The 26,524-nt window shown below is 40.8% G+C and carries 27 protein-coding genes, 1 other RNA gene and 2 riboswitches; of the genes, 7 read left to right on the top strand and 21 right to left on the bottom strand.

Annotated features, from left to right (window positions below):
* Window positions 1–367: 367 nt before the first annotated feature.
* The 14 genes from CSV74_RS09755 to CSV74_RS09690 form a co-directional block, all read right to left on the bottom strand.
* Entirely contained in the window at window positions 368–1,702 is a 1,335-nt protein-coding gene (locus CSV74_RS09755) for an NCS2 family permease (protein WP_099691492.1), read from the bottom strand.
* A gap of 80 nt (window positions 1,703–1,782) precedes the next feature.
* Window positions 1,783–1,884, bottom strand: a riboswitch (purine riboswitch).
* Window positions 1,884–3,437, bottom strand: a complete 1,554-nt coding sequence (gene guaA, locus CSV74_RS09750; protein ID WP_369823707.1) for a glutamine-hydrolyzing GMP synthase — start codon at window positions 3,435–3,437, stop codon at window positions 1,884–1,886. Its footprint overlaps the riboswitch before it by 1 nt.
* Before the next feature lie 204 nt (window positions 3,438–3,641).
* Complete coding sequence (locus CSV74_RS09745) at window positions 3,642–5,810, bottom strand: transglutaminase TgpA family protein (RefSeq protein ID WP_099691491.1); 2,169 nt, start codon at window positions 5,808–5,810, stop codon at window positions 3,642–3,644.
* Window positions 5,807–6,985 (bottom strand): DUF58 domain-containing protein, encoded by a 1,179-nt coding sequence (locus tag CSV74_RS09740; protein ID WP_099691490.1) that lies wholly within the window; start codon window positions 6,983–6,985, stop codon window positions 5,807–5,809. Before CSV74_RS09740 ends, CSV74_RS09745 begins: the two co-directional genes overlap by 4 nt.
* On the bottom strand, window positions 6,982–7,932 hold the full coding sequence (locus CSV74_RS09735; RefSeq protein ID WP_099691489.1) for an AAA family ATPase: 951 nt from the start codon (window positions 7,930–7,932) through the stop codon (window positions 6,982–6,984). The genes CSV74_RS09740 and CSV74_RS09735 overlap by 4 nt, the downstream gene beginning before the upstream one ends.
* A gap of 124 nt (window positions 7,933–8,056) precedes the next feature.
* Window positions 8,057–8,881, bottom strand: a complete 825-nt coding sequence (nadE, locus tag CSV74_RS09730; protein WP_029054173.1) for an ammonia-dependent NAD(+) synthetase — start codon at window positions 8,879–8,881, stop codon at window positions 8,057–8,059.
* 16 nt (window positions 8,882–8,897) lie between these two features.
* A complete protein-coding gene (locus CSV74_RS09725) occupies window positions 8,898–10,367 on the bottom strand; it encodes a nicotinate phosphoribosyltransferase (RefSeq protein WP_099691499.1) in 1,470 nt (489 codons plus the stop codon).
* Window positions 10,368–10,757: 390 nt separating this feature from the next.
* Window positions 10,758–11,474 carry a LutC/YkgG family protein gene (locus CSV74_RS09720; RefSeq protein ID WP_099691487.1) on the bottom strand — a complete coding sequence of 239 codons (717 nt, stop codon included), beginning with the start codon at window positions 11,472–11,474 and terminating at the stop codon, window positions 10,758–10,760.
* Window positions 11,475–11,476: 2 nt separating this feature from the next.
* Window positions 11,477–12,898 (bottom strand): LutB/LldF family L-lactate oxidation iron-sulfur protein, encoded by a 1,422-nt coding sequence (locus CSV74_RS09715; protein ID WP_029054176.1) that lies wholly within the window; start codon window positions 12,896–12,898, stop codon window positions 11,477–11,479.
* A 24-nt stretch (window positions 12,899–12,922) separates the two neighbouring features.
* Window positions 12,923–13,642, bottom strand: a complete 720-nt coding sequence (locus tag CSV74_RS09710; protein ID WP_099691486.1) for a (Fe-S)-binding protein — start codon at window positions 13,640–13,642, stop codon at window positions 12,923–12,925.
* A 155-nt stretch (window positions 13,643–13,797) separates the two neighbouring features.
* A complete protein-coding gene (locus CSV74_RS09705) occupies window positions 13,798–14,520 on the bottom strand; it encodes a FadR/GntR family transcriptional regulator (RefSeq protein ID WP_099691485.1) in 723 nt (240 codons plus the stop codon).
* A 5-nt stretch (window positions 14,521–14,525) separates the two neighbouring features.
* On the bottom strand, window positions 14,526–15,053 hold the full coding sequence (locus CSV74_RS09700) for a methylated-DNA--[protein]-cysteine S-methyltransferase (protein WP_369823706.1): 528 nt from the start codon (window positions 15,051–15,053) through the stop codon (window positions 14,526–14,528).
* A 5-nt stretch (window positions 15,054–15,058) separates the two neighbouring features.
* Window positions 15,059–15,373, bottom strand: coding sequence for a DMT family transporter (locus tag CSV74_RS09695; RefSeq protein WP_029054180.1), 315 nt, complete (start codon window positions 15,371–15,373; stop codon window positions 15,059–15,061).
* A gap of 2 nt (window positions 15,374–15,375) precedes the next feature.
* A complete protein-coding gene (locus tag CSV74_RS09690) occupies window positions 15,376–15,711 on the bottom strand; it encodes a DMT family transporter (RefSeq protein ID WP_099670847.1) in 336 nt (111 codons plus the stop codon).
* Between the two features lie 155 nt (window positions 15,712–15,866).
* Window positions 15,867–15,967: riboswitch (SAM riboswitch) on the top strand.
* 80 nt (window positions 15,968–16,047) lie between these two features.
* On the opposite strand from CSV74_RS09690, the gene CSV74_RS09685 reads away from it, so the two are divergent.
* Both CSV74_RS09685 and CSV74_RS09680 read left to right on the top strand, forming a co-directional pair.
* Window positions 16,048–17,178, top strand: a complete 1,131-nt coding sequence (locus CSV74_RS09685) for a methionine biosynthesis PLP-dependent protein (protein WP_099691483.1) — start codon at window positions 16,048–16,050, stop codon at window positions 17,176–17,178.
* 145 nt (window positions 17,179–17,323) lie between these two features.
* Window positions 17,324–18,085 (top strand): glucose 1-dehydrogenase, encoded by a 762-nt coding sequence (locus CSV74_RS09680; RefSeq protein WP_099691482.1) that lies wholly within the window; start codon window positions 17,324–17,326, stop codon window positions 18,083–18,085.
* An 87-nt stretch (window positions 18,086–18,172) separates the two neighbouring features.
* Here the strand turns inward: CSV74_RS09680 and CSV74_RS09675 are convergent, their stop codons facing one another.
* Window positions 18,173–18,355, bottom strand: coding sequence for a hypothetical protein (locus CSV74_RS09675; RefSeq protein ID WP_029054184.1), 183 nt, complete (start codon window positions 18,353–18,355; stop codon window positions 18,173–18,175).
* A gap of 219 nt (window positions 18,356–18,574) precedes the next feature.
* Complete coding sequence (locus tag CSV74_RS09670) at window positions 18,575–19,090, bottom strand: type 1 glutamine amidotransferase domain-containing protein (protein WP_099670843.1); 516 nt, start codon at window positions 19,088–19,090, stop codon at window positions 18,575–18,577.
* A 259-nt stretch (window positions 19,091–19,349) separates the two neighbouring features.
* Here CSV74_RS09670 and CSV74_RS09665 point away from each other — a divergent pair, with 259 nt between their 5' ends.
* Complete coding sequence (locus CSV74_RS09665) at window positions 19,350–20,000, top strand: HD domain-containing protein (RefSeq protein ID WP_099691481.1); 651 nt, start codon at window positions 19,350–19,352, stop codon at window positions 19,998–20,000.
* 286 nt (window positions 20,001–20,286) lie between these two features.
* Here CSV74_RS09665 and CSV74_RS09660 read toward each other — a convergent pair whose 3' ends face one another.
* The gene (locus CSV74_RS09660) at window positions 20,287–20,520 is read right to left on the bottom strand and encodes a hypothetical protein (protein WP_099691480.1); all 234 of its coding nucleotides are present in this window, start codon (window positions 20,518–20,520) and stop codon (window positions 20,287–20,289) included.
* A gap of 110 nt (window positions 20,521–20,630) precedes the next feature.
* On the opposite strand from CSV74_RS09660, the gene ssrS reads away from it, so the two are divergent.
* Window positions 20,631–20,824: non-coding RNA, 6S RNA (gene ssrS / locus CSV74_RS09655), on the top strand.
* A 139-nt stretch (window positions 20,825–20,963) separates the two neighbouring features.
* Here the strand turns inward: ssrS and CSV74_RS09650 are convergent.
* The gene (locus CSV74_RS09650) at window positions 20,964–21,287 is read right to left on the bottom strand and encodes a four-helix bundle copper-binding protein (protein WP_099691479.1); all 324 of its coding nucleotides are present in this window, start codon (window positions 21,285–21,287) and stop codon (window positions 20,964–20,966) included.
* A gap of 149 nt (window positions 21,288–21,436) precedes the next feature.
* Here CSV74_RS09650 and CSV74_RS09645 point away from each other — a divergent pair, with 149 nt between their 5' ends.
* The 3 genes from CSV74_RS09645 (at window position 21,437) to CSV74_RS16640 (ending at window position 22,781) form a co-directional block, all read left to right on the top strand.
* Complete coding sequence (locus tag CSV74_RS09645) at window positions 21,437–21,922, top strand: antibiotic biosynthesis monooxygenase family protein (protein WP_099691478.1); 486 nt, start codon at window positions 21,437–21,439, stop codon at window positions 21,920–21,922.
* Between the two features lie 66 nt (window positions 21,923–21,988).
* Entirely contained in the window at window positions 21,989–22,486 is a 498-nt protein-coding gene (locus CSV74_RS09640; RefSeq protein WP_029054190.1) for a DUF3231 family protein, read from the top strand.
* A gap of 130 nt (window positions 22,487–22,616) precedes the next feature.
* Window positions 22,617–22,781 (top strand): hypothetical protein, encoded by a 165-nt coding sequence (locus CSV74_RS16640; protein WP_158231781.1) that lies wholly within the window; start codon window positions 22,617–22,619, stop codon window positions 22,779–22,781.
* 69 nt (window positions 22,782–22,850) lie between these two features.
* Here CSV74_RS16640 and CSV74_RS09635 read toward each other — a convergent pair whose 3' ends face one another.
* From CSV74_RS09635 to CSV74_RS09625, 3 genes are read right to left on the bottom strand one after another with little or no spacing between them, the layout of a single operon-like run.
* Window positions 22,851–23,975 (bottom strand): Ger(x)C family spore germination protein, encoded by a 1,125-nt coding sequence (locus CSV74_RS09635; RefSeq protein WP_099691477.1) that lies wholly within the window; start codon window positions 23,973–23,975, stop codon window positions 22,851–22,853.
* Window positions 23,972–25,069 (bottom strand): GerAB/ArcD/ProY family transporter, encoded by a 1,098-nt coding sequence (locus CSV74_RS09630; RefSeq protein WP_099691476.1) that lies wholly within the window; start codon window positions 25,067–25,069, stop codon window positions 23,972–23,974. Before CSV74_RS09630 ends, CSV74_RS09635 begins: the two co-directional genes overlap by 4 nt.
* On the bottom strand, window positions 25,066–26,433 hold the full coding sequence (locus CSV74_RS09625; protein ID WP_099691475.1) for a spore germination protein: 1,368 nt from the start codon (window positions 26,431–26,433) through the stop codon (window positions 25,066–25,068). Before CSV74_RS09625 ends, CSV74_RS09630 begins: the two co-directional genes overlap by 4 nt.
* Window positions 26,434–26,524 lie beyond the last annotated feature (91 nt).

The following is a 26,524-nucleotide window of genomic DNA, read 5'->3' as shown; positions in this document are numbered from 1 at the left end:
CATGTATTAGGCATGCCGCCAGCGTTCGTCCTGAGCCAGGATCAAACTCTCCATAAGAGAAATTCGATTAGCTCGAGTTTCATTTGCTGGCATCAATTAAGATACTCATTTTGTTTATGTCATCGTTAGATGCACAAACTGTATTTCGTTAACGTTTTGCTGTTCAGTTTTCAAGGTTCATGTTGCAGTCTCTTTCTTGACTGTTCTATTACTATATCAGACGCATTTTAAACTGTCAACAACTATAGACAACCTTTTTTAATTTCTTTTTCCTTTCTTTTAGATTCAATGCCATTAACGCCTTTTAAAGAGAAGCCTAAAGAATAGACAAAACCGCTCCCCTATTGGCCTAGGAAGCGGTTTGTTGTTATTTGATATAGATGAAATACAAAATAAAGATCACAAAGAGACCGTACATAATTGGATGAATTTCTTTTCTTCTACCGCTTACTAGCATCGTAATAGGATAGAAAACGAAACCGATTGCGATACCTGTTGCGATACTGTACGTCAACGGCATGGCGATAATCGTAAAGAATGCTGGAACTGCGATCTCGAAACGAGTCCATTCTATGTTTCCTAATGTCGACACCATTAATACCCCTACGATAATCAAAGCCGGAGCCGTAACTGCCGGTGTAATGACTAGTAGTAAAGGAGAGAAGAACATTGCTAGTAAAAACAGCAAGGCGGTTACAATAGAAGCAAAGCCTGTTTTGGCACCCGCCGCAACACCTGCAGTGGATTCAATATAAGAAGTGGTAGTGGATGTCCCCATTACTGCTCCTGTTACGGTTGCCAAGGAATCCGCAAGTAACGCTTTGCCAGCACGTGGCAGACGGTCTTCCTTCATTAGACCTGCTTGTGTAGCTACTGCAACTAGTGTTCCAGCTGTATCGAAGAAGTCTACGAACAGGAATGTGATGACGATCACGACAAATTGTGTTGTCATCAATGATCCTGGGTCGTTAAGGATCGCATCAAAAGCTGCACCAAACGTGGGAGCGACTGACGGAATTTTATCTACTACCTTGTGTGGCACGTCTATTAAACTGACCGCCATACCTAAAGCCGTGGTCATAATCATTCCGTAGAAAATAGCACCTTTGATCTTCCTTACCATCATGACAATCGTGATGACTAATCCAAAGATCGTTAGCAATGTAGGACCAGCTGTTAAATCACCTAGACCTACTAACGTATTTTCATCCGCCACAATAATCTTGGCATTTTGCAGACCTAGGAATGTAATGAACAAACCTATACCTGCACCTACCGCAAATTTCAGTTGTGCCGGTATTGCATTGATGATCATTTCTCGTAATCCTGTTAATGAAAGAACAATAAAAATTAATCCCGAGAATAATACTCCAGTCAATCCTGTTTGCCATGGTATACCATACGTAAGCACTACGGTGAAAGCGAAGAATGCGTTTAATCCCATGCCTGGCGCTAAGCCAATCGGATATCTGGCTATTAAACCCATAAACAGTGTTCCAACAGCAGCCGCGAGTGCAGTGGCAACAAATACAGCGCCTTTATCCATACGCATGGAATCAGGCAGGTCAGGTACAACATCTAAAGATAACATGATTGGATTTACCGCTAAAATATAAGCCATGGCTAAAAACGTAGTAATTCCACCGATGATTTCGCGACGATAATTGGTGCCAAGCTTATCAAACTCAAAGTATTTTTTCATTGTGACCTTCCTTACTCTCATTATGTAAAAAGAGGCACGCGAAATAAATTCGCATGCCTCTTCTTTAATCCAATAGAAAATACATTTCTATTTTGAATCGTAGTCGAAACATTTACGGTGTTTCGGTAGAGACTTCCAGGCCTTATTCCCAGCGTTATACGATCATATTCTGTTGTTTAACTTATTCCCACTCAATAGTGCCAGGTGGTTTCGCTGTAATATCATATACAACACGATTGACTTGATCCACTTCAGTTGTAATTCGAGTACTAATTTTTTCTAGTACATCGAAAGGTATACGAGCCCAGTCTGCCGTCATACCATCTACTGAATGAACCGCTCTTATACCTATCGCATAGTCGTAAGAACGTTGTTCGTTACGAACACCTACACTACGGATATTTGGTAATACTGCGAAATATTGCCAGATTGAACGATCGAGTCCAGCTTTTGCGATTTCATCACGTAAAATAAAGTCTGCATCGCGAACGATTTCAAGCTTATCTTCCGTAATTTCACCAAGCACACGAACTCCAAGTCCCGGACCTGGGAATGGTTGTCGGTTAACAATTTCTTCAGGCAATCCAAGTTCTGCACCTACCGCACGTACTTCATCTTTAAATAATGCACGTAATGGTTCGATTAACTCGAAGTCCATATCTTCAGGCAAACCGCCCACATTATGGTGAGATTTAATAGTTGCGGAAGTTGCTGTTCCACTTTCGATGATATCTGCATAAATCGTACCTTGTGCTAAATATTTGATGCCGTCTAGTTTAGCAGATTCTTCATCAAATACGTAAATAAATTCATTGCCGATAATCTTACGTTTTTGTTCAGGATCTGTAACACCTTCGAGCTTATTTAAGAAGCGTTCGCGTGCATCTACTTTAATGAAGTGCATACTGAACTGTTCACTGAAAGTCTTAACTACACTTTCAACTTCGCCTTTACGAAGCAATCCGTGGTCAACAAAAATACATGTCAACTGATCTCCTATTGCACGGTCAATCAAAGCAGCTACGACTGATGAGTCAACTCCGCCACTTAGCGCGCAAAGTACTTTACGATCGCCAACCGTTGAGCGGATCTTCTCTACTTCTATCTCGATGAAACGATCCATTGTCCAATCGCCTGAAGCTTTACAGATTTCAAAAACAAAGTTACGCAAGAAGTCTTTCCCGTTTTCCGAACGATAATCTTCTGGATGGAATTGAATCGCATAGATTTGTTGTTCATCGTTTGAAATAGCTGCAATATTACCAGCAGAATCTTTTGCAGATGCAGTAAATCCTTCAGGTAATTCGACAATGTCAGCGCTGTGACTAACCCAGACGTTTTGATTGTCAGTCTGACCAGCAAATAGTGTAGACGTCGTATCCACTGTCAACGTTTCTTCTTTGCTTTCACCGCCTGCATTCTTTTCTACCTTCCCACCTAAATGATCAACGATTACTTGAGCTCCGTAACTGATGCCCAATACAGGAATACCTAATTCAAATATTTCTGGATTGATATCATGCGCTTTCGCGTCTCCGACAGATGCTGCACCGCCGGAAAGTACGATACCGACTGGATTCATTTTTTTAATTTCCTCAATTGTCGTTGTATGTGCGTGTAACTCACTATACACACCAAATTCGCGGATTGTACGCGTGAAGAGCTGATTATACTTACTGCCGTAATCGAGAACTACAACTTTTTCTTGTCCGGCTAACACAGGAGCATTTGACAACTAATCCACCTCTTCCAATTTTTTAATACCATTTCACGCCTCAACTACAAAAGACGCGTTAGAAAGTCAACTTTCCACGCGTCTTTTCCATCAAAGAATCCAGGTACTGCTATTCAATGATAGCTGACGTTCGTTAGTGCAAGATATGTCGAGGACATTTCAAGCATCATCCGCTCTACATTTTACGCATATTTCGCTAAAAAATCAACATGTTGTACTAATAATTAAATCTTCCCATACTTCATTCAACTTATCCCATTCTTGCGTCTCCCAGTCATTCCCGTATATTCCTATTTCATACGCATTGGTTAATACGGTCATACGATCTCCGCCGTACCGCTCGTCTACGAGTTTCGCATAGTTAGAAAGCGTCATCGCGGTATCTTTTGGCAGTCCGGTCCGAGCTAATTGTTGTAATAACTGTGTGAATTGCTGTTCAAATTTCGCGCGACCGTTTGGCAGTTTCCTGAGTTGTTTTATACGCCATTTCGGTAGCCAATTGCTTCTTTTATTATAGACAATTAAACTTGCTCCTACAATTAACACAAACAATGATACATAAATCCACCATTGACTGAACAACCATACAAATTTTTGTTTGAATGCGTCGAACGCAGGCGAACCTTTTGTTTTCTTAGGAAGTTCTTTCTCTTTTTCCACTTCCGGTTTCACAGTTTTTTTAATTTCCTCTTCTTCAGAACTTTCATTCGGAATGTCGAATTCGATCTCTGTTGGATGTGTAAAACCTAGTGTCGGCTCAAACGGCATCCATCCAATTTCGGGAATGTATGCTTCTACCCACGAATGAGCCTCATCATTCGTCACGCGATAGACACTTTTCCCAGATGCTTTATATGCCATTTCTCCTGGCGCAAATCCTTTCACCCAGCGCGTTGGTATATCTACGGACCTGAGCATGACCGCCATGGAAGTGGAGAAGTTATCACAATAGCCCTTTTTCGTGTCGAATAGAAACTGATCTACATAATCCTGTTCTTCATCAGGCACCGGAACATTTTGCGTTTCATAAACAAAACCGTTCTTTTTGAAGTATTGCTCTATGGCTTTCACTTTGTCATAGACAGCCGTTTCATTTTCTGTAATCGATAAAGCCAGTTCCTTCACGCGTTCCGGTAATTCTGCTGGAAGTTGGACAAAGCTATTCAAATCTTCCGGAACCGTCTCATAGTTCACCATCTCTGTTTTCTGCAAATCTGACAGGATGTATGTAGGTTCAACAAATTCCATTTCATACTGTTCAATCTTTTCTTGTAGCCCCATCAACAAATATAGTCGGTTCGTCGTTATCTCGTGCATCAGATTCAAACCTTCAGGCGAGGAAATCTTCGTCGTGCCATAAGGAGTAGCAAGAAATGGAAGTGGTTCAACGAAATCCAGTGTAGCACGCAAGACTTCCCCTTCTGCGGGATTATTCCATAGATCTTCGCCTGTATCCAGCAGCTCCTTATCTGACTCTTCATCCTGTATCCAGCCCTTTGAAGTATATGTATCTTTCGTTTCAATACGCCAATATTGCCGTTCGTCCACGGATGCTTCAAACACCAATTGATTGTTTTGGACGAAAGCTCCACCCAGTTGCGTATCATCGGGGTCATAACCCGCTCTGGCTTGTCCGTTGTCAGATACGTTATCCTCCGCTCCACTCAACGATAGTAAGAACGGTACAGGATCTGGCCATGCAGGAGGATATACCGGTGCATTTCTTGATAGCAATCCGATAGATACAACAATCAGTACCACTGGCAATGAAAGCAAAAGCAATCTCTTAGGACGAAGTGACAATCCTTCATCACCCGATAATTTAATTATTGTAAGGCAACCTACAATTACTAAGCCTACTATCATAATTCTCACTATAGACGAAGTAGCGTCATATGGAGTGAACGTATCCAAAAGTGCTACAAATATTATTGTAAAACCAAAGAACATCATCATACTACGTCGCACTTCAATCCAGTGACGAAGTAAATAAGCGATCATCCAAACTAGCACAAACAACAATAACGTACGGAATAAATTCGATAATTCTCCGAGATTACCTTGGAATAGCAACAGGACATTCTGTTGGACATCTTGCAAAATATAGCCTGTCACAGCTATAGAGATCCATAGTTTATTAAAATACATATAATGAATAGCCCATACTACATATAGAATCTGGACCGTTCCACTGATCCACCATGGCAGTTGCAGTAAAGTCAATGCAAAAAAGAGTACTAGATAGATGATGAATAGAGATGGATGTCCAAAATCCGTCAAATCCACAATCGGGATAAACCACTCCCACAGCAAAACGGAACTGAGCGCATATAAAAACAACAGCACTTTCCAATCCAACTTTGATCTCTTCATAAATTCACCGTCTTTCTCGACATTGATAAACGATCAGACGGATAAATCATTTTCACCGTAATACCAAGCGATTTCACTTGATTAACATTAGCTTCTAGAGATTTTTTGTTCGTTTCATCTGTTATGAGCACAAAACAAACCATTGTGGATGCATCATGAGTACATGTCAACACGCTACGGACAAACTCCATGCGAAGATTTCCTGTAATAAGCAATAACGCATCTCCAGATATCTCTTTCTCTATCGGCAATCTTACCTTTTGTGTGTCTTCAGGTTGGATTTTCGCAAGATGTACTAGTGCTTGCCTCGTCTGACCTGCGGATTGTATCGATGGAAACACTTTCGGCTGGTCACTCGCTGTGATCAGGGTCAACTTGGCATGATTCTCTCTGGCGGATACAACAATCGATGCAGCAAACTCCACTGCATCTTCAAAGGTTTCCGATATTCCGCAATCCAGCAACAACGTATGTTGCTCGGAACGCTGTTCATCAAATTCTTTTGTCATTAATTTCGAAGTACGTGCAAATGATTTCCAATGAATCCAAGACATTCGGTCCCCTGGCGCATATTCTCTGATGCTGGATGGGGTTGTTGCATCCTTGGCTAGCATGAAAGCTGAGAGTTGCTGCCCTTCGCTCGTCCCATTAGATGCTGATTCATACACTAAATCGGTTACGCTCGGATAGACTAAAAAATGATTTTGTATAAAAAATACTTTTCTTTTACGAATCCAATTAAAAAAATCCACTATTTCCACTTCTACTGTCGGCAATGTGTATTCGCCACGCTGAACATCCTTTAGCAAATAGGTGTGCTCATATGTTCTCCGAAATCCTAAGAGCATAATTTTCCGTTCAATCTTTTCGCGCTTAGCGTGAACTCGTCTATCCATTAGAATTACATATAGTAGAGGGAAAGGGAAGTTCCTTTTTAAAACCACCCGAATGGAGACCTGTCCACTCCTAGATACATGTCGATCTTCAATATATCGTGCAACGGTTAGATCTCGTAACGGATACAAGTAGAGAAGCACGGAGTATGTCACAAATGGAATTAACATATAGAAAATGAACCAGCTAACGAAGCCCCCTTGAAATTTTGCGAAGACGTAAGCAACTGTACCAATGGCTACGACACTCGCGAATCGCCCAAATGATCGCAATGCCTTCATAGAGTAGTAGACCTGCGCATTACCGGAACCGGCTGACGCTCGAGGATCCGACTAACAATTGCCTCTGCATCAATTCCTTCGTATTTCGCTTCAGGACGCAAAATCATCCGATGCGAAAATGCAAACGACGCCAAATATTGTACATCATCCGGCAAGACAAACGTGCGCCCTTTTATGAACGCGTAAGCTTGGCAAGCTTTCATTAATGCCATTGAACCTCGTGGACTTACGCCTAAAGAAACAGACTCATGATGGCGGGTTGCATCCGCACAATCCACAATATAAGAAACAATCGTATCGTCTACTGTCACTTCTCGCACATGACGCTGTAACTCCAATAATTCATTCACTGTCAGAATGGCGTCGATTTTCTCAATCGGTGTTTGCCGTTCCGCTCTTTTCAATAATTCCATTTCTTGCTGCTTTGTCGGATACCCCATTTTCAACTTGAAAATAAAACGATCAAGCTGTGCTTCCGGTAGAGGGTAGGTCCCTTCATATTCCACAGGGTTTTGTGTCGCCATTACGAAAAATGGTTCCGGCAATTGAATAGTCGTTCCATCTACCGTAATCGATGCCTCTTCCATCCCTTCCAATAATGCAGCCTGTGTTTTGGGTGATGTTCGGTTGATTTCATCAGCCAATACGATATTACCAATCAAAGGTCCCGGACGAAATTCAAATTGCATTGTCTGTGGATTATAGATGGACACGCCTGAAACATCAGAAGGTAATAGGTCAGGTGTGAATTGGATCCGCTTAAACTTCGCACCAATTGATGTCGCCAACGCTCTCACTAGCATCGTCTTTCCAACACCTGGTACGTCTTCCAGTAATACGTGACCGCCAGCTAATAATGCCGTCATACTTAACTCCGCTATATCCCGTTTTCCAACAATAACTTTTTCAATATTGTCCAATACTCGTTCGATCCATTCTGAATGCATAGTTATTCTCTCCCGTCACGAACTGAATCCGTCTTATTATATGAAACTATCATACCTGAAACGCATAACCTCGACAAACAGAAAAAAACTGCCGACCCTTTGACGCACAAAAGGTCGGCAGATTTCATTTCCAAAACTCATCAAATACCGTGATAGGCAAATGGCGTTTATGCGCTGATTTCAAATAATGCCCTTCTATTTGCTTTCGCGCCTCATCCGATACTTCTTTTCCTTCCAGATAGTCATCAATTTCATCATACGTCACACCTAATGCTACCTCATCCGGAATGGCAGGTTTATTGTCTTCCAAATCAGCCGTAGGGATTTTATTGTATAAATGTGGTGGGCAATCTAGCGCTTCTAGTAGTTGTTTTCCTTGGCGTTTATTCAATCGGTAGATCGGCATAAGATCCGCTGCGCCATCACCAAACTTTGTATAAAATCCAGTAATTGCTTCAGCTGCGTGATCCGAACCTAGAACGACAGAGTGATGGATGGCCGCTACGGAATATTGTGCTTTCATACGTTCGCGCGCTTTTTCATTTCCTTTATCAAAATCAGAAATATGGAGACCCGCTTTGTTCATAGCTCGCTCACTGGCATCCACTGCTTCTTTAATATCGACTGAATAAACGATTGACGGCTTAATAAAACGCAATGCATCTTGGCAATCGTCTTCGTCAAACTGCACACCGTATGGTAAACGAAGAGCATAGAAGCGGTACTTTTCTTTCCCTTCTTCTTCATTCAGCTCGTCAATTGCCATCTGCGCCAACTTGCCGACTAATGTAGAATCTTGACCACCGGAAATACCTAATGTGAACCCTTGTAAAAAGGTATTCTTTTTCAAATATGCTTTCATAAAGTCAATGGAAGTCCGGATCTCTTGCTGCGGGTCGATTTCCGGCTTCGTACATAATGCTTGGATAATTTCTTGCTGCAATGTCAACGCTCCCACTTCCTTTTCATTGTTTGGTATAGTTCTCGACCATTTCATGCACTTCTTCTATATTACGTCTCTTATTGTCCCAACACTTCTGACTAAGATCAACAGGATATTCTTCAGGATTTAACGAACGCTGATATTCCTCCCATAGTAGAGAAAGATTTCGTTGTGCAAATTCACGGATTTCATACACTGGAGGATTTTTATAAATAACGGTTCCATTCTGAATCACATGCTCATGTAAGTTCACTGCTTCAAAATTTGTCACAAACTTTGAGATAAATGTATGCACAGGGTGGAACATTTTGAGGCGTTCTTCCTTTGTCGGATCCTCATCATGCATCGTAATATAATCGCCTTCCGCTTTACCATTTTCGAGGTCAATAATTCGATAGAGTTTTTTACGGCCAGGTGTTGTTACTTTCTCTACGTTAGCTGAAATTTTAATCGTATCTTGCATTTCCCCATCATCGCTTTCAATGGAGACAATTTTATAGACCGCTCCAAGCGCCGGTTGATCATATGCCGTAATCAGCTTTGTTCCAATACCCCAAATGTCGACTTGAGCTCCTTGAGCTTTCAAGTTCAAAATCGTGTACTCATCCAAATCATTGGATACAACGATTTTCGCATCCGGGAAACCTGCTTCGTCTAGCATTCGGCGAGTTTCTTTTGACAAGAACGCAATATCTCCACTGTCCAGGCGTACACCGATAAAATTAATGCTGTCTCCAAGCTCTTTTGCTACTTTGATAGCTGTCGGAACGCCAATCTTTAATGTATTATACGTATCCACTAAGAAGACGCAGTCTTTGTGACGTTGTGCGTAAACTTTGAATGCTGTGTACTCATCTTTATAGGCTTGAACAAACGAATGTGCATGCGTTCCAGAAACAGTTAGTCCGAAACGTTTTCCTGCACGTACGTTACTCGTGGACTCCACGCCACCAATGACCGCTGCACGCGCGCCCCAAACTGCGGCATCCATTTCGTGCGCGCGTCGGCTCCCGAATTCCATCACAATGTCATCTTTTACTACTTGCTTGATACGGCTAGCTTTTGTGCTGATCAATGTCTGGTAGTTAACAATATTTAGCAATGCTGTTTCGATCAACTGCGCTTCAATCAGGTTCGCTTCAATACGAATGATCGGTTCATTCGCGAAAACGAGTTCTCCTTCTTTCATGGAGTAAACGTCTCCAGTGAAACGGACGCCTTTCAAATAATCGAGGAAGTCATTCGCAAACCCAAGCTCTTCTCGTAAATAATCTAGATCGCTTTCTGTGAATGAAAACTCCTCAAGATACTTCAGTACATGTTCAAGGCCAGCAAATATCGCATAACCGTTACCGAATGGAATTTTTCTGAAATACACTTCAAATACGGCTTTCCGTTCATGAATGCCGTCCGCCCAATACGATTCGGCCATATTGATTTGATATAGGTCTGTGTGTAACGCTAAGCTGTCGTCTTTGTATGATGAAGTCATAGTCGTCTCCTTCTTCCGCTGCAATAATATTGTCATTATACACTATTTCCCCTATTTCTCAGCAAAGTAATCATTAACTGGTGAATCGATTTCAGAAATATAACTTTTCAAGGTTAGCAAAGAAAAGTTCATGAAAGAAATATGAACACGGAGGAAACGTGGATGGACGTTCTAAGCGGATATTTTCCTTAGAGCGTAACTTACCAAATATAGTGACGTTGAACTATATGCTCCCAATGCTTTGGTTTTTCTACCGCAATAAAAGAAAGACAGAAGACAGATTCCGATTAATTTCGGAATTTGTTTTCTGTCACATATAATTATTCTCTGTGAAACTTGGTTCTGGTTTAGCTACCCACTTTCTAAACGAAAAGAGTCGTCACTTCATTTTTAACAATCTTCTATAACAATATACGTCGCTTTGACCGGGCCATGCACACCAATGACGAGGTTCATTTCGATGTCGGCGGAGTTACTTGGACCTGTGATGAAGTTGATGCAGGACGGGACTTGCTCGCCATTGTTTAATTTATCTCGAATCATATCTGACGCTTGGGTAATTCTTGGGACTAGCGTGCTTTTAGGAATTAACGCAATATAATGCGTTGGGAGCAAGCTGACGGAACGACCTTTGTCTGCACTACTGAAGAGTACGACCGTGCCGGACTCTGCGAGGGTCATGTCGCTGAATGTGATACCGATATTCGCTTGTTCAGCCAATTCGATATTCTTCACTCCAATTGAAGGATCCCAGCTATTGACTTCAATCTGTTCTAACGGCCACTTTGTCTCTAGTAGGTCCGATAATTCATATTCCTCAAAACGTTCGTCTCTCCATAGAGATAGCGGTCCGCCACCGTAAGCTTTTACGACTTCATCCAGCACAACCGACAACGATTCTTTTGTCGTTTCCACGATATCTGTATGAATTCGCTCGCATTGTACACGTAATACTTCGAGTAATTCATCTATTGAAGCATCCGCTAACACTGTGCGTTGAGGCTGATGTTTCCAGATCGGTTTTTCTACTTTCTCTTTGGGTTCTCGACCTAGTTGTGTCGCGATGGTTTGTAGAAATGTGGCGCGGTTTTGAATTGATCCTACCATGCTTATTTGCCCCCTTCCTGATCATAGAACCAGTCACGGAAACGCGTATTTCCGACAGCCGGGAACTCCCGTAAATCTGTCCAGTCTTTCAGTGGTCCCGGACCTTTTGAAATTCGGTCATTTTTCGTCAATGGTTTCATCGCAGTAGATGCTACCTTTGATCCCATAGAGTACAACGGATTGGAAGAAGCACCGATCCCAAATGCTTTCATTGCCAGTCTTTCGGAAATAGGTGATCGACCTTCTTCTTCCACAATAATGCGTCGATGTGTATGAAGTAGTTCGTGAAGAGGGATTTTCACCGGACAAGCATCCGTGCACGCTCCGCAAAGCGTGGAAGCAAAAGGCAACTCCTTGAAATCGTCGTAACCTCCAAGCAATGGCGATAGCACAGCACCGATCGGGCCTGAATAAATGGAGCCGTATGAGTGTCCGCCAATATGACGATAAACAGGACACACGTTGACACACGCAGCACATCGGATACATTGCAACACCGACTGAAATTCTGTCCCTAAAATTTCAGAACGACCATTGTCGACGATAACTAAATGAAATTCTTCAGGACCATCTACGTCCCCTTCATCTCTAGGACCTGTTAACGCCGTGACATAACTCGTCAATTTTTGACCTACTGCACTTCGTGTCAATAAGCTGACCAGTACTTCGAATTCTTCAAAGGAAGGTACTACCCGCTCCATCCCCATTACCGTAATTTGTGTTTTAGGCAACGCAGAGACTAGTCGTGCATTCCCTTCATTCGTCACGAGGCTAATTGAGCCCGTTTCAGCTATCGCAAAATTGCAGCCAGTAACACCTATGTCTGCATCCAAGAATTCTTGACGCAGTTTTTCACGTGCATGCAAAGCTAATTCTTCAGGTTTAGAAGTATTTTGATAATCTAACTTCTGCTCAAAAACTTCACGAATTTGTTCTCTGTTTTTATGAAGTGCTGGCGCTACAATATGTGAGGGTGGATCATGATCATCTACTTGAAGGATATACTCGCCTAAGTCTGTCTCTATGACTTCGCATCCAGCTTCTTCTAGAACGGCATTTAGATTGATTTCTTCTGTTACCATGGATTTCGACTTCACGACTTTTTTGCCATCTTTTTTCTTTATGACATCCCGAACATAATCACTCGCTTCTTCAGCTGTCTTCGCAAAAAATACATGACCACCACGTTGTGCAACATTTTCACTTAGCTGATATAAATAGTAATCCAAGTTTTCAAGAACATGCTGACGAATTTCTTCTCCGTGTGAACGCCATTCTTCCCAACTACCTAACTCTTCTGCAGCGTCTAGTCTTCTGCCATGCAAACGTTCTTGTGCACTCGCCACTGCCTGTCTCATGAAATCATCTGAAATATTATCCTTTGTTCGATCTGTAAAGTTTTTCTTGCTGAACTTCATCGCCATTGCTATCACCTCACTTTTTTTAATTTACTCGTGATTATTCAATACTTGTGCGATATGCATAACCCTGATCGGCTTGCCCATACGCTCTGCACGCCCTCCAATATTCATGAGGCAGCCACAGTCCGCCCCAATTAAATAATCTACCTCTGTCGCCATGGCACTATCGACCTTCTCATCTACCATCTGTTCAGAGATATCTCCCATCTTAACGGAGAATGTTCCGCCAAATCCGCAGCAATTATGCGCATTGGGTAAAGGGATCATTTCCAGTCCTTCCACTTGATTCAAAAGCTTTCTCGGTTCTTCACTAGCGCCTAGTAATCTCGTCATATGGCAAGACGGATGATACGTCGCTTTTCCTATCAATTTTGCTCCTACGTTTTCCACTTGCAATACATTTACAAGGAACTGAGTGAACTCATACGTTTTATCTGCCAGCTCCTGTGCTCTTGGTAACCAATTGTGATCATCTTTGAATACATCAGGATACAATTTAAACATGGTCGCACAAGATCCTGAAGGTGTGACAACATACTCCGCATTTTCAAATGTCTTAATCATATTCTTCATTGCTGATTTTGAATTTTCTACGTAACCGCTGTTATAAGCAGGCTGTCCGCAGCATACTTGTCCTTTTGGAAACGATAATTCACAGCCTTGTCTCTCTAATACTTCAACCATGTCTTTACCGGCTTCTGCATAGAACATGTCTACAAGACACGTTATAAATAAGCTTACTTTCATCTCACTTCACTCCTTCACTATGACAACGCACGCAATCGACAGGTCATCAGATGACTAACATTTTACATAGCATACTACAAAGCTCTTTCAATTGACAGAGCATTCATATATTTGGCTATAAAAAAATTCACTCAAAAGAAAATGAGTGAATAATGTTATTCTTTTACTGACTTCCAATGATTTATTAGAACAGACTCCACATTCAGAAGATGGGCTTGCATAGTACTTGATGCAATTTCTGGTTGCTGTGATTTAATCGCTAAAAATATGGCCTCATGCTCATCATGCAAACGCTCTACTGTTGCAGTCTCCGAATATAGGCAAATACGACGCGTCTCTCTCATCGATTCACTCATCAGTCCCGCAACTTGGCTCAACAAGTTTACCAACAACGGATTTTTTGTTGCTTCTGCGATTGCAAAATGAAAGTCCAAATCCGCTTTTTCACCTAGCAAAATATCCCCGGCATGCTGTTTCATTTCATTGAGTGCTGTTTCCATCTTTTTCAAATCGTATGATGTACGGGATTCTGCTGCATTCGCTGCGGCTCCGGTCTCAACTATTTTTCTCACAGCTAATAAATATTGAATATCCTGTTGATTCATGAGCATGGCACTCTGTAACGGGAAGATCATATCGACGGGTGAGAATTCCTTGACATAAGTCCCCTCTCCCTGTCGCATTTCAATAAGCCCTCTAGCACGTAATGTTGATAAGGCCTCGCGAATTGTTGATCTGCCAACAGTAAAGTTTTCAGCCAGCTGCTGCACAGAATCCAATTTATCACCTGGCTTTAACTCTCCGGACTGAATGGAATCCAATAAACTATCCGCCACTTCTTCATATATTTTCTTCGGTTTAATTTGCTTATATTTCATGTTGCTCACTCCGTCCTATCACTTATCAAGCGCGATTTCTCCAGTTGTAGCAGGTTCCTTTTATGCTTTTTCCCATCTCGATAGCCTGACAATCCTCCACTTTTTGCAATCACACGGTGACAAGGCACCACGATCAATACAGGATTCTTGCCTATTGCAGATGCTACAGCGCGAACAGCTGATGCTTTCCCTATCTGTTCTGCAATTTCTGAATAGGTTACGACTTCATCATAGGGTATCTGTTGTAGCATTTCCCATACTTGCAGTTGAAATGGTGTTCCCTTTAAATCAAGAGGCAGCGCTAAAAGATCGTTAGTCCTCCCCGAAAAATACCCTTTGAGCTGATTGCTATAGACTTCAAGCTTTGCTTCGTCTTCCTTTAATCCTTCATTATCAAGTCGCTTAGCCCAATCCTTCAGTTGTTCTAAACTATTTTCGGCTAGCCCCACGTAGCAAAGTCCCTTTTCTGTAGCAGCTAGTATTACTGACCACCCGTCGAAATTAAATCGTGTCCAATAAACCAGTGTGTCCACTCCCTTTATCCGAATAATTTTAAGCCAACAGCACCGAGAATAATGAGCGATAAAAAGAAAAGGCGTTTGACGCTAGCAGATTCTTTGAATATTAAAATCCCCATCAATACAGCTCCAGCTGCTCCTAAACCGGTCCATACTGCGTAGGCTGTACTCATCTGAATTTCACGCATAGCAAGAGACAGGAAAACAAAGCCGAAACCAAATATCCCGACAATGAGTAACAATCTTTTAATAGAACGTTTTTGTAAATAGTAATTGATGCTTACCACACCAAAAATCTCGCCGAGACTGGCAATAGCCAAGTACACCCAAGCCATCGTCATCCACCTCCTTCAGTATCTACTTGTTCATCTGTAGTCAACTTGATGCCAACTACCCCGATGACAATTAATCCTATAAAGGTCAGCGTAACCCATGTGAAACCTGCTTGAAAGACGAATATATCCACCAAAAGGATTGCCGCGGCTCCCGACCCGGTAAAGACTGCATACACCGTGCCTGAAGGTAATTTTTCGCATGCCTTGATAATGAAATAAAAGCTTAATACAATGGCCACACCTGTTCCAGTCCATTGAATTGCCGTTTCAGAGTAACGGAGACCGACTACCCAGAAAATCTCTATAACAGCCGCTAGGGCGACATAACTCCAAGCCAAAATAAATATCTCCTTTCTGTCATGAATAGCTCTATAAGTATAGCAAATCTTTTGCTATAACAAAAAATCAGCCGATGACGATAAAAGGAAGCTTGCTTCTAGTATATCCGCATGATAGAATAAATCCGTCAACAGTTTTTCCTATATTGTGAATATTCTTATCGAGAGAGACGGAGGGATAGGCCCAGCGATGTCTCAGCAACCAGCCTCAGGCACGGTGCTAATTCCAAGGGTGACACCACCTTGAAGATGAGAATACTGTATACACTTGTATGTTCGAGGGCCTATTCGAAAAGAAGAGGTTCTTTTTTATTTTGCTGGGGGGGATGGATATTCATGACAAACAATGGATTAGAAACCAGATTAGTACAACTCGGGAACCACAGTGATGAGAAAACCGGAGCAGTCAATACGCCTATTTACTTGTCTACAGCGTACCACCATGAAGGTCTAGGGAAATCGACAGGATATGATTACACACGAACAAAAAATCCTACGCGTTCTATCTTAGAGGATGGTATCGCAAACTTGGAATCCGGTGATCAAGGATTTGCGTGCAGTTCCGGAATGGCAGCCATTCAACTAATTTTATCCTTATTTAAGTCAGGTTCAGAACTACTGGCACCTGAAGACTTATATGGCGGCACCTATCGTTTATTTAATCAATATGAAGAGACGTACAATGTTAAGACGCGATACTTATCGTTCGATGATGTTTCAGAAGTCGAGCAAGCGATTACTGATCGCACAAAAGCAATCTTCTTAGAAACGCCAACAAATCCATTAATGCAAAACATAGCAATTAGGACGTATGCTGAATTGGCGAAAAAGCATGGCTTATTGCTAATTGTCGATAATACATTCCTAACCCCCTATTTCCAGCGACCTATTGAAGAAGGCGCAGATATCGTCATTCATAGCGCAACGAAATATATCGGTGGACATAATGACGTACTAGCAGGTTTAGTCGTCGCAAAGGGTGAGGAATTATGCGAACGTCTATTTACTAACCATAATGCGATTGGCGCTACATTGTCCCCTCTTGATTCATGGCTTGTCGTACGTGGTCTGAAAACATTACATTTACGCATGAAACAGCATGACGCAAATGCAAAAGCGATGGTATCTTATTTAGAACAAGAACCTCTCATTGTCGACGTGCTCTACGCTGGAATCGGTGGTATGTTGTCATTCCGAGTAAAGAATAGTGAATGGGTAGGACCATTCCTTGAAAACATGAACCTCATTTCATTCGCCGAGAGTTTGGGCGGTGTGGAAAGCTTCATCACGTATCCGACTACACAGACGCATATGGATATCCCATTAGAAGAACGTAATCGCCGTGGGGTGGATGATCGTCTGCTACGTTTCTCGGTCGGCGTAGAAGATGTAGAAGATATAATTGCTGATGTGAAACAAGCACTTTATGCTGCAAAGGAAGTAGTAGAAGGCGTAAAAGTTCAATAATATGAAACAGCACAACTCGAACCGTCAGTACAACCCTGACAGTTCGAGTTTTTTTACAATCAAAACAAAAGCTAAACCCTTCAATAGTTAGACGTTAAAGTATATAATGAAATAAGAACGCACGAATAAATTGGAGGCGAGTTTGTTGAATCGACTAGAAAACAAAGTAGCAGTAGTAACTGGCGCAGGGTCTGGAATTGGACGAGAAATTGCTGAACTATATGCGCGTGAAGGTGCAAAACTCATCATCGCAGATATGAATATAGAAGGTGCAGAAGAAACTGTCCAGACGATCAAAAATGCTGGCGGTGAAGCGCTAGCAGTTAAAACCAACGTAACAGTTGAGGAAGACGTACAAAAAATGATTGATACAGCAGTCGAGCAATTCGGTACACTTGATATTCTAGTGAACAATGCCGGTATTATGGACAATATGTACTCTGCGGCTACAGTGCCTGATGAAGTATGGGATAAAGTATTAGCAATCAACACAACAGGTGTTATGCGTGCAACTCGTAAAGCATTAGCTATTTTCGAAGAGAAAAAAGCAGGTGTTATTGTCAACATGGCTTCTATTTCAGCGGTAACAGGTGGTCGGGGCGGACTAGCCTACACTGCATCAAAACACGCCGTTGCAGGGATGACAAAAAGCGTTGCTTCTCAATACGGTCCGTTAAACATCCGCTGTAACGCAATTGCCCCAGCACAAATCCCAACTAATATTACAAACGGCTTGACTCAACCAGATGCATTCGGCATGAAGCAAGCACTAAGAGGCGTAAACATGATGAGCCGTCCTGGAACAAAGGAAGAAATCGCAAGCATTGCGCTATTCCTTGCATCAGATGAATCCTCTTATGTTAACGGTGTCATCATGGAAGCTGACAATGGATGGTCTGCATATTGAGATTTAATCTCTCGTAGAAATAAGACTTGGAAATATTTGATTACATTAATACAAAAAAGCATCCAAAATTTTGGATGCTTTTTTGTATTAGTGAGCTTGATGCCATTTTTTCTTTTCACTTGCATAGACGACCGCTGCCGGTGCTGCGATAAACGCAAGTGCCGCCATTCCGGCGAACATACCTGTCAGTTCTTTACTTCCAAAGGAAAATCCAGCTGCTGCACCTAATGCAATCCCTGCTAATACCGCCAATGCAACAATCTTATACATGTTAGATCCCCGACCTTTCATTTGTAAGACGCGATCGTCTTTCCGATTTATTCGTTGCTTTTAGCATACTCTCATTGAGAACCTTTTTCAAGTACAATTGAGAATCTTTTTCAACGAATGTTAAAATGTATGGTTATCGTATGTTGTAAGTAGCGGTTTAATGTGCAGAAGACACAAAAAAACGTCAAGGCTTTTACACCTTGACGATCGAAGTATTTATTATTTTTCTAAAATTTTTAGTGATTCGCGATTAAAAGCTGGAATATCGTCAGGTGTACGGCTTGTTACAAGTTGGTTCTGACAGACTACTACTTCTTTGTCTGCGTATTTTGCACCTGCATATTCCATATCTACACGAATGGACGTATATCCTGTTGCATCTCGCCCTTCAAGCGCTTTCGCTGTAATGAGCAATTGTGGACCATGACAAATTGCGAATACAGGTTTTTTTGCATCCATAAATTCTTTGACAAATTTCACAAAACGATCATCTGCACGTAAAATGTCCGGTGAAAACCCGCCTGGAATAAATAACGCGTCATAATCTGACGATTTAGCGTCAGCAATTGCTTTATCAATTCCCACTTTTGTATTTTCTTTCATACCCGTTACTTCTGTTCCTGCTTCAGCGCCAATCACTTCTACTTCGTGTCCAGCTTCCTTATACGCGGCAGCCGGTTTCATATATTCTGAGTCCTCAAACATATCACCAAGTACTGTTGCAATTTTAGCCATAATGCTTACCACTCCTTATGTGATGTTCTGTAAATACTATTCCACATTATAAAGAGTCTAAACATCATCACCTGTGATCTAGTTATTCTATAATTAGTTATTGGATATACTTGTTGCTAAATGGAATTCTTACCTATCCGTATAATTCTGTCTGCATTAGGGTTACTATATAATAGTGCTGCATGTAGACAAGCCCCTCTTAAAAACATGAATAGGAATGTTTTTAAGCCGTAAATACTAAATAAAGGTGATGAATGCTGTGGGAGTACACCAATACTTTAAAAGCTTATCTGATTTAGAACTAATTATTCGTTGTCCTGGAAAGTTCAAATTTCAGGAGCATTCTGTCGCTAGCCATTCATTTAAAGTAACAAAAATTGCTCAGTTCCTCGGGACAGTTGAAGAGGAATCTGGACAGAATGTGAATTGGAAAAGCCTATATGAAAAGGCTTTGAACCATGATTACGCAGAACTATTTACAGGGGATATTAAGACACCTGTAAAATACGCTTCAAAAGAATTGAAAAAACTATTCGGTGAAGTAGAAGAAGAAATGACTAGAAGTTTTATAGAAAAAGAATTTCCTACTGAGTTTCAAGCTATATATTTAGAGCGGTTAAAAGAAGGAAAGGATGAAACATTGGAGGGGCGCATTTTATCCGTTGCTGATAAAGTTGATTTGCTTTATGAATCATTTGGCGAGATCCAAAAGGATAACCCAGAGCCATTGTTTATAGAAATCTATGAAGAAGCCTTAAGAACCATACTGATTTATCAAGATATGAACTGTGTAGAATACTTTCTAAAACATATACTTACAGATATGCTCAGTGAACGATTCACTGAGCATGATGAATTAACTGGCATTACTGTACGTATCATCGAAGAACGGGGATTTAATAGACATTGACAAGCGAATAATGAAATTCTGATTTTCTGCCATTTTAATTTGAATGACACTTCTTATGATGCTTTTAATCAAAACTGCGAATACATTAATTGTGGCTCTAGCTTGCCCTCGCTTTTTGTGCAATTCAATATCGCGTACAGGGTTCTCACGGGAATCGTACATCCCAATAAACTCTGTACGGGCGTAATTGAAACAGGCGTAATATATGTCAAAATCACTAGCTTTTTAATATAACCAGCAAAAACTATAAGTCCACCATTTTTATAGCATCATGCAGAGTTTTTAATTAAAAGAATATTCCGACTATAACCAGTATAGCAATAATAATTCCACCAATTTGTCCGATGACTGCAGATGAAACGATGGGTTTCTTTTGAAATATATCAATTAGCTCAATATCTTCACGAAGCTGTTTTACTTCTTTACGCAGTTCATCCACTTCCTGATTCAGTGTACTGATTTCCCGTGTCTGTCCTGTAACCAATTGTTGTTTTTCCGAGTTGTTTTCATGCTGTTCCATACATGATCACTCCTGTCTTTTCATTTCTATACGTTCTAACATACGTTTTAGTTTCAATAAACAGAAGAACTTTCCATTGCATTTTCGCTTTTACAGGTGTAATATAAATCTACAAGCTGTATTGTTCGTATGACATTAAGTTTTAACCTTTAAGCTGTAAAAGGGAGTTTATTACGAAACGGAAATGGCATGCTGGATTCCTTATAGCAATCCAGACATACAGGAACGTTTTCCGCAAACACCCACTTTGAGGAGTGGTGGTTTAAAACTTTCTATGACTAAGTACGGCAAACACGGCTTACATAAACAGAGAAAAAACCTTCCATACTTGTATGGAAGGTTTTTGTTTTGTATGCAAAATGATTAAATCAGGAGAAGCCAACTCATTGCAAACAAAAAACACCCTCATAATAGCGGAAGGTGTTTTAACTGTATATACGAAATTAAGCTACATTGCGACAAGCTTCTGCACACTTGCGGCATGCTTCAGCGCACTGCTTACAGTGATCATGATCGTGTTTGCCACATTCTTCTGCGCACTGCTCACAAATTTCCGCACAAAGTTGCAAGATTTTATCGGTAAATGGACTTTGTCGAGTAATCGACTGGATTGCATATGAACAAATGTCTGCACACTCTCGATCGAGTCGAATACAGTCCGCCATCATACGAACAACTTCTTCTTTTAGACACGCGTCAAAACAATGATTACACGCCTTTATACAATCCTCTAATACCGCTAGTACATCTGCATATTTGTGATTCATTTGATCGCCTCCAAAAGTATTTTCCTTACTCTTCCCTGCTATTTCTGAACTTAAACCAATAGAACTGTTTGCTTATTCATTGAAAGCATTTTCTTTTCTCCGTTATACTATGTTGTAATCAACAAAATAGAAAAGATGAGGTGTTTGAAATGAAACTATTTAAATGGACAGGCCCACTAGAAGATGCAGGTAACTTACCAGAAGAAGCACGTGCGTCATTAATGAATAATGATGAAGAAGTGCTTGTGCTACAAGAGGCGGAAACGACAACTCTCAACAACGCCATCGAATACGATATTTTGGATCAGAGCGGAGATTTACCATCTGGTCGTTTTGCTGTATTAAACAATATTCCTGTAACTGAAGAAGGAAGAGAAACTTTTGAACAGCGCTTTAATAACCGTGCACGTCTAATAGAAGCAGAGCCAGGATTCGTGGCGATTCGCGTATTGCGACCAGTACACTCTGGCACATATGTGATTTTGACAATGTGGGAAGACGAAGAGTCCTTCAAAAACTGGCAAGAGTCACAGGCTTACGGAAAAGCGCATGCGAAACGCGGTACTCAAGATGGCGTCGATCAGCGACCTAACATTTTCTCAGGCCCTTCTTTTGTTACGACATATAAAAAATAAGTATAAAAAAATGATATCTGTAAAGACTACTCTTGAAGTGAAAACAATGATGAGGAGTGTGTTTTTATGGGTATTTTAGATGGCAATCCAAAAGATCAGCCTATGCATTACGGAGAAATCACAGCTATATGGGCGTTCATGGGTGCAAATAACGGTCTAATCAGCGGATATGAAGCATTCGTTAACCACGCGGAAGATACGGATCTCATTAGTCTGCTTGAAGATGCAATTAAAACTATGAAAGCGGAGAACAAAGATTTCGGCAAAGTACTGAAAGCAAATGGCATCACACCGCCACCTGCACTTCCTGAAAGACCAAAAGCAAATGCTGAGGACATTCCTGCGGGCGCACGCTTTATGGACCCCGAAATTAGTGGAGCTATATCCATTAATGTTGGACAAGGACTCGTTTCATGTAGTATGGCAATGGGACAATGTCTACGTGAAGACGTGGCAGCTATGTTTGCAAAGTGTCATATGGAGAAAGTAGCATTCGGTGCCAAATTACTGAGCTTAAATAAATCAAAAGGTTGGATTTTCCCACCACCATTGCATTTGCAATAATCACCACAAAACTTCACCAAGCGTATAGCGCTGGTGAAGTTTTTTCTTATCATGAATAGAATCTGTAGTTGTGCTCATCCTAACTTGGCCAAAGAAATTCATCTAAAAGGTAGGAAGGATGCGGTTTCTCATGAAGAAACGAAAGCCTGAAAGAAAACAACAAGAAAGACCTGTACAGCTTGAACAACCACAGCGGCTGGATAGTATGGAGTTCGGTGAGGAGTTTACCTTCGATCAGAAACGGCAGCAACCAGCTAACTTAGACAATCAAGAGCGGCGTAATCGTAGAAAGTAAAAAGAACTTTCATAAAAACTAGTAGAAAAACGTCATCCGATACTGTGATGGATGACGTTTTTCTACTAATTATTCTATCGTTCCTGTTCCCTGTAGTTTGACGTCCACAGTAACTTTGAATTCGATATCAGGATATGCTTTTTGCCACGTAGTAAATATATCTTCTGTATGCAACCGTGTAGCTCGGTAACGTAAGCCAAAACCAAAAGGATCCAGATTTTCCTCTTGCATTTTAGTTAGAAAGTGCATGACATTTTGTTTCACTTCTTTTGAGGCCAATCTATTATAGTCATCCAATTTAGCAATAGATAAATCTTTATTGGCTTCACCTATCGTTCCTTTCATCACAATGTGCATATCTATCGCACGCGGCGCTCCACTTCCTTTACTCGGTACAAATTGATACGTCATTTTACTTTGGCTAATGTTCAATAATAACTTAAGGCTTCCTTCTTTGACTAGATAGGTAAATCCAGTTGAATCTTTCAATAAAGAATTAAAATACTTCGTATCAATAGCAGATAGAACAGCCGGATCCTCTCTCTTATCAACTACTATGGAATTATTTACTATTAGTTCATCGCCTCCTGCATTTGTCTCAATTAATGGCAAAACGGGATTTATACCATCTGCAAGGATATCTCTACGCAATTGAAATAGAAAAGTCGTCACAACATATGGATTATCATTCGCCGTTGCTCCAAAAAAGTTGATTAAAGCAACCGATGCCGGTGCTTCAGTATTTGGTTCTACTTTTAAAATCGTTTCGGCTGAAGGCCTGGCCCCTGCAACATACGCGATTAATTGGATATCACCGCGTCGAATAAAATAATCCATGAATGACTGCATATCATCACTAAGAAGTTTTTCATTTACAATAACTGTTTTCATATGACCAAGTTCCAATACTTTGTCTACATGTGTTTCCAGCATGCGAATCGCTTCGCCTATTGATTGTCCTTCGCGTGAAAGATAAGCAAAGCTCGGCCTCTCAGAATCCTTAATAGCCCCAAACGGTAAAGCGACTTTCAATGTTACTTTGTATCCATTCTCTACATTTTCGGCAGGATCAATCCCAATCGCAGACACAAAAAGGCGTTTATCAATATCTTTGAACGCACAGCCATATTGAAGCAAAACACCACTCATGCATAAAACCACCATAAACCATTTACTCACTGAGAGGAATTTCAAGACTTCGCCCTCCTATTTACTACAAGCATTAGAGTTATTAGAGCAGTCAACACAATTGGAATAGAATTAAAGTAATACCCACTAAAAAGAAACAGATCGTACTCGGTCACTTTTAATGTTGTATAGATCGCTATGGACCAAAATACTACAACCATTATTACAAGACTGATTTTTTCACGCCACTTTATTTTCAATTGTTCTATACCAAATGCACTTTGAAATAATTTACAAGCAACATGCCAATGAATCGTAATATTTAAAAAGGCAATCGCCAAGAATAGTAGCAAAAAGATAAATATCACACGCTCAATTACCCCGAACTTCATTCGAATAGAATCACTAGTCAGAATCCATGGGTACAGGATACTTTCCACTTGATCAAATCCTAATACTCCAATCGGAATAAAATAGGTAGTAAAAAGTGCAAAAGCGCCCAGAATGAACACAATTAAAGCCTGTTTAATACCAAAAGTCATTTTTTTCTTCAGAAGCGAATTGAAAATAACGATATCAAAAGTTCCTGCGAATAAATAAGTCGTAGTAGAAAACACTGTATAGTCTGGTGGATTATCAATAAAAGTCATCGCAATTGCCACATGATCCCAGCTGACCTGTTCAGCAAAATAGAGTTTTACTACGTAATATGCTGCAGCAGGAAACGCCAAAACAAACACCAATTCAAGTGTAAATAATATATTTCGACTCTGCATGATTACTCCAAAAGTGATCACTGGAATAAACATCGCAATGACTAAATAAACAGACATCTCTGGGGTTAAAAATCGTAATAGAATATCTATATAAGTAATCAGCGTCTGAAGACCTGATACATACCAAATTACTCCTATTAAGAGTAATGCCGGAATAGTAATCCATTTCGATAGATATAAAGATAAAATTTCCGGTAAGCTCTTCCCTGGAAACGCTTTAAAAGAAGTGATCAATGCCCAGTTCATAAATACGCCAAAAAACAACGCAATGATCATCGTGACAATTGCCCCTTCTTCACTTTTAGCGAAAAAGATTCTTGGACTAGCAGCAATGAGGTTGGCGATCATATTGGATATGAGTAAAAAATAAACAAAGCGGCTCATGAATCATCCGCCTTCAATTCTTCTTGTCTATTTTTCCAAAACATCCGTAAATACGGCTCACTGAAACTGTCTTTGTTCACCAAATACAACAATAAACCCAACATACCGAGTACCATACCTGCTAGACCAAATGCCGTCGTATATAACAATAGTAGAAAACGGCAGACCCGGACAGCATAATTCATTTCACTTATTGGGATAACAAAGGTGGAAATCGCTACAAGGGAGACGACGATGACCATGATGTTTGATGTCAATGCAGCCTCTACTGCTGCAGTTCCAAGGATAAGTCCCCCAACTGTTGTAGCCGTAGCGCTGATACTATTTGGCAACCGCATACTAGCTTCCGTCAGCAGTTCAATAAAGATCAACATGAAAAACACTTCAATAAATGAGGGATACGGAACGCCAATCCTGCTCGCAGCCACCGTCAAGGCAAGCTCTGTCCTAAGAACTTCCGGTGTATAGGAAGTAACCCCAACATATATAGATGGCAGCATAATACATGTAAACAATCCTGCATATCGAAGAAACCGTATTAACGATACTACCCAAAAGGAGTAATACGCATCTTCCATCGAAAGCATAAAATCAAAAAACGTTGTAGGTGCAATAATTGCATGAGGGCTGCCATCTACTAAAATAATAACTTTTCCAACCGCCATATTATGAAGTATACGATCCGGTCGCTCAGTCAGAAGACTGGTTGGAAACAAGCTGTATTTTTTATTGTTCATGTAATACTGTAAGTCTGAGCTTCCCTGAACTAGTTCTACCTCCAAGGTGAGAATACGTTTTCTGATTATCTTCAATAGTTGGGGTTTTACTCTTTCTTCATCATAAATTAACGCAATATCACGATTCGAAGCATCTTCCAGTTGCATTGGTTCAATAATTAAGGACGGCTTATGATAACGTTGCCGCATTAGGTTAATATTCGTCTCAATACTCTCACTCAGTCCAAGTTGGGGACCATGAATGGTAGGCTCCATAATGGCTTCTTGCACCGCATTGGCTGCTACTAATTTTAACTCAAGTAACGTTATTTGCTTGTCGATCATCACAAATACATTACCCTTCGTTATTTCTATAAGAACCTCTTCATCCCCAGTTGGCATCTTGGTTTCATAAGGTAATGACTGAATATACTCCGCAAAATTCTGTTCGGCTGACATCTCATAGAAAGGTTTCACCACAATTTCTTGTAGTTGCATCATATCCACTACACTTTTCAAATACAAAAGGTGCACTACTCGATCTCTACTTTTCAAGGTTTTTTTCACTATATCCGCGGTTGGTTCCAGTCGTGTAGCCAAACGTGTAAAGTATGCAGGTGGTTCTATATGACACGTTGCTTCATCCATACTCATCACTACTTTCTGATCAAACAAGTTATTTGTTAGTTTGTCCAATCGTTGGAAATTTAATCAGAAGAGTGTAGAAATACTCTTCTTC

Source organism: Sporosarcina sp. P19, assembly GCF_002743165.1.
GTDB lineage: Bacteria > Bacillota > Bacilli > Bacillales_A > Planococcaceae > Sporosarcina > Sporosarcina ureae.
This window is presented reverse-complemented; position numbering and strand designations above follow the sequence as displayed.

Bases quoted from the DNA above. Each gene is read 5' to 3' on its own strand.
- CSV74_RS09650 (WP_099691479.1), bottom strand. From the start codon at position 21,287: ATGAATCACAAATATGCAGATGTACTAGCGGTATTAGAGGATTGTATA.
- CSV74_RS09625 (WP_099691475.1), bottom strand. From the start codon at position 26,433: ATGGATGAAGCAACGTGTCATATAGAACCACCTGCATACTTTACACGT.
- CSV74_RS09660 (WP_099691480.1), bottom strand. From the start codon at position 20,520: ATGGAACAGCATGAAAACAACTCGGAAAAACAACAATTGGTTACAGGA.
- CSV74_RS09725 (WP_099691499.1), bottom strand. From the start codon at position 10,367: ATGACTTCATCATACAAAGACGACAGCTTAGCGTTACACACAGACCTA.
- CSV74_RS09705 (WP_099691485.1), bottom strand. From the start codon at position 14,520: ATGAAATATAAGCAAATTAAACCGAAGAAAATATATGAAGAAGTGGCG.
- CSV74_RS09735 (WP_099691489.1), bottom strand. From the start codon at position 7,932: ATGCATTCAGAATGGATCGAACGAGTATTGGACAATATTGAAAAAGTT.
- CSV74_RS09740 (WP_099691490.1), bottom strand. From the start codon at position 6,985: ATGAAGGCATTGCGATCATTTGGGCGATTCGCGAGTGTCGTAGCCATT.
- CSV74_RS09755 (WP_099691492.1), bottom strand. From the start codon at position 1,702: ATGAAAAAATACTTTGAGTTTGATAAGCTTGGCACCAATTATCGTCGC.
- CSV74_RS09720 (WP_099691487.1), bottom strand. From the start codon at position 11,474: ATGGTAGGATCAATTCAAAACCGCGCCACATTTCTACAAACCATCGCG.
- CSV74_RS09745 (WP_099691491.1), bottom strand. From the start codon at position 5,810: ATGAAGAGATCAAAGTTGGATTGGAAAGTGCTGTTGTTTTTATATGCG.
- CSV74_RS09685 (WP_099691483.1), top strand. From the start codon at position 16,048: ATGACAAACAATGGATTAGAAACCAGATTAGTACAACTCGGGAACCAC.
- CSV74_RS09640 (WP_029054190.1), top strand. From the start codon at position 21,989: ATGGGTATTTTAGATGGCAATCCAAAAGATCAGCCTATGCATTACGGA.
- CSV74_RS09670 (WP_099670843.1), bottom strand. From the start codon at position 19,090: ATGGCTAAAATTGCAACAGTACTTGGTGATATGTTTGAGGACTCAGAA.
- CSV74_RS09630 (WP_099691476.1), bottom strand. From the start codon at position 25,069: ATGAGCCGCTTTGTTTATTTTTTACTCATATCCAATATGATCGCCAAC.
- CSV74_RS16640 (WP_158231781.1), top strand. From the start codon at position 22,617: ATGAAGAAACGAAAGCCTGAAAGAAAACAACAAGAAAGACCTGTACAG.
- CSV74_RS09675 (WP_029054184.1), bottom strand. From the start codon at position 18,355: ATGTATAAGATTGTTGCATTGGCGGTATTAGCAGGGATTGCATTAGGT.
- CSV74_RS09710 (WP_099691486.1), bottom strand. From the start codon at position 13,642: ATGAAAGTAAGCTTATTTATAACGTGTCTTGTAGACATGTTCTATGCA.
- CSV74_RS09645 (WP_099691478.1), top strand. From the start codon at position 21,437: ATGAAACTATTTAAATGGACAGGCCCACTAGAAGATGCAGGTAACTTA.
- CSV74_RS09695 (WP_029054180.1), bottom strand. From the start codon at position 15,373: ATGGCTTGGGTGTACTTGGCTATTGCCAGTCTCGGCGAGATTTTTGGT.
- CSV74_RS09715 (WP_029054176.1), bottom strand. From the start codon at position 12,898: ATGGCGATGAAGTTCAGCAAGAAAAACTTTACAGATCGAACAAAGGAT.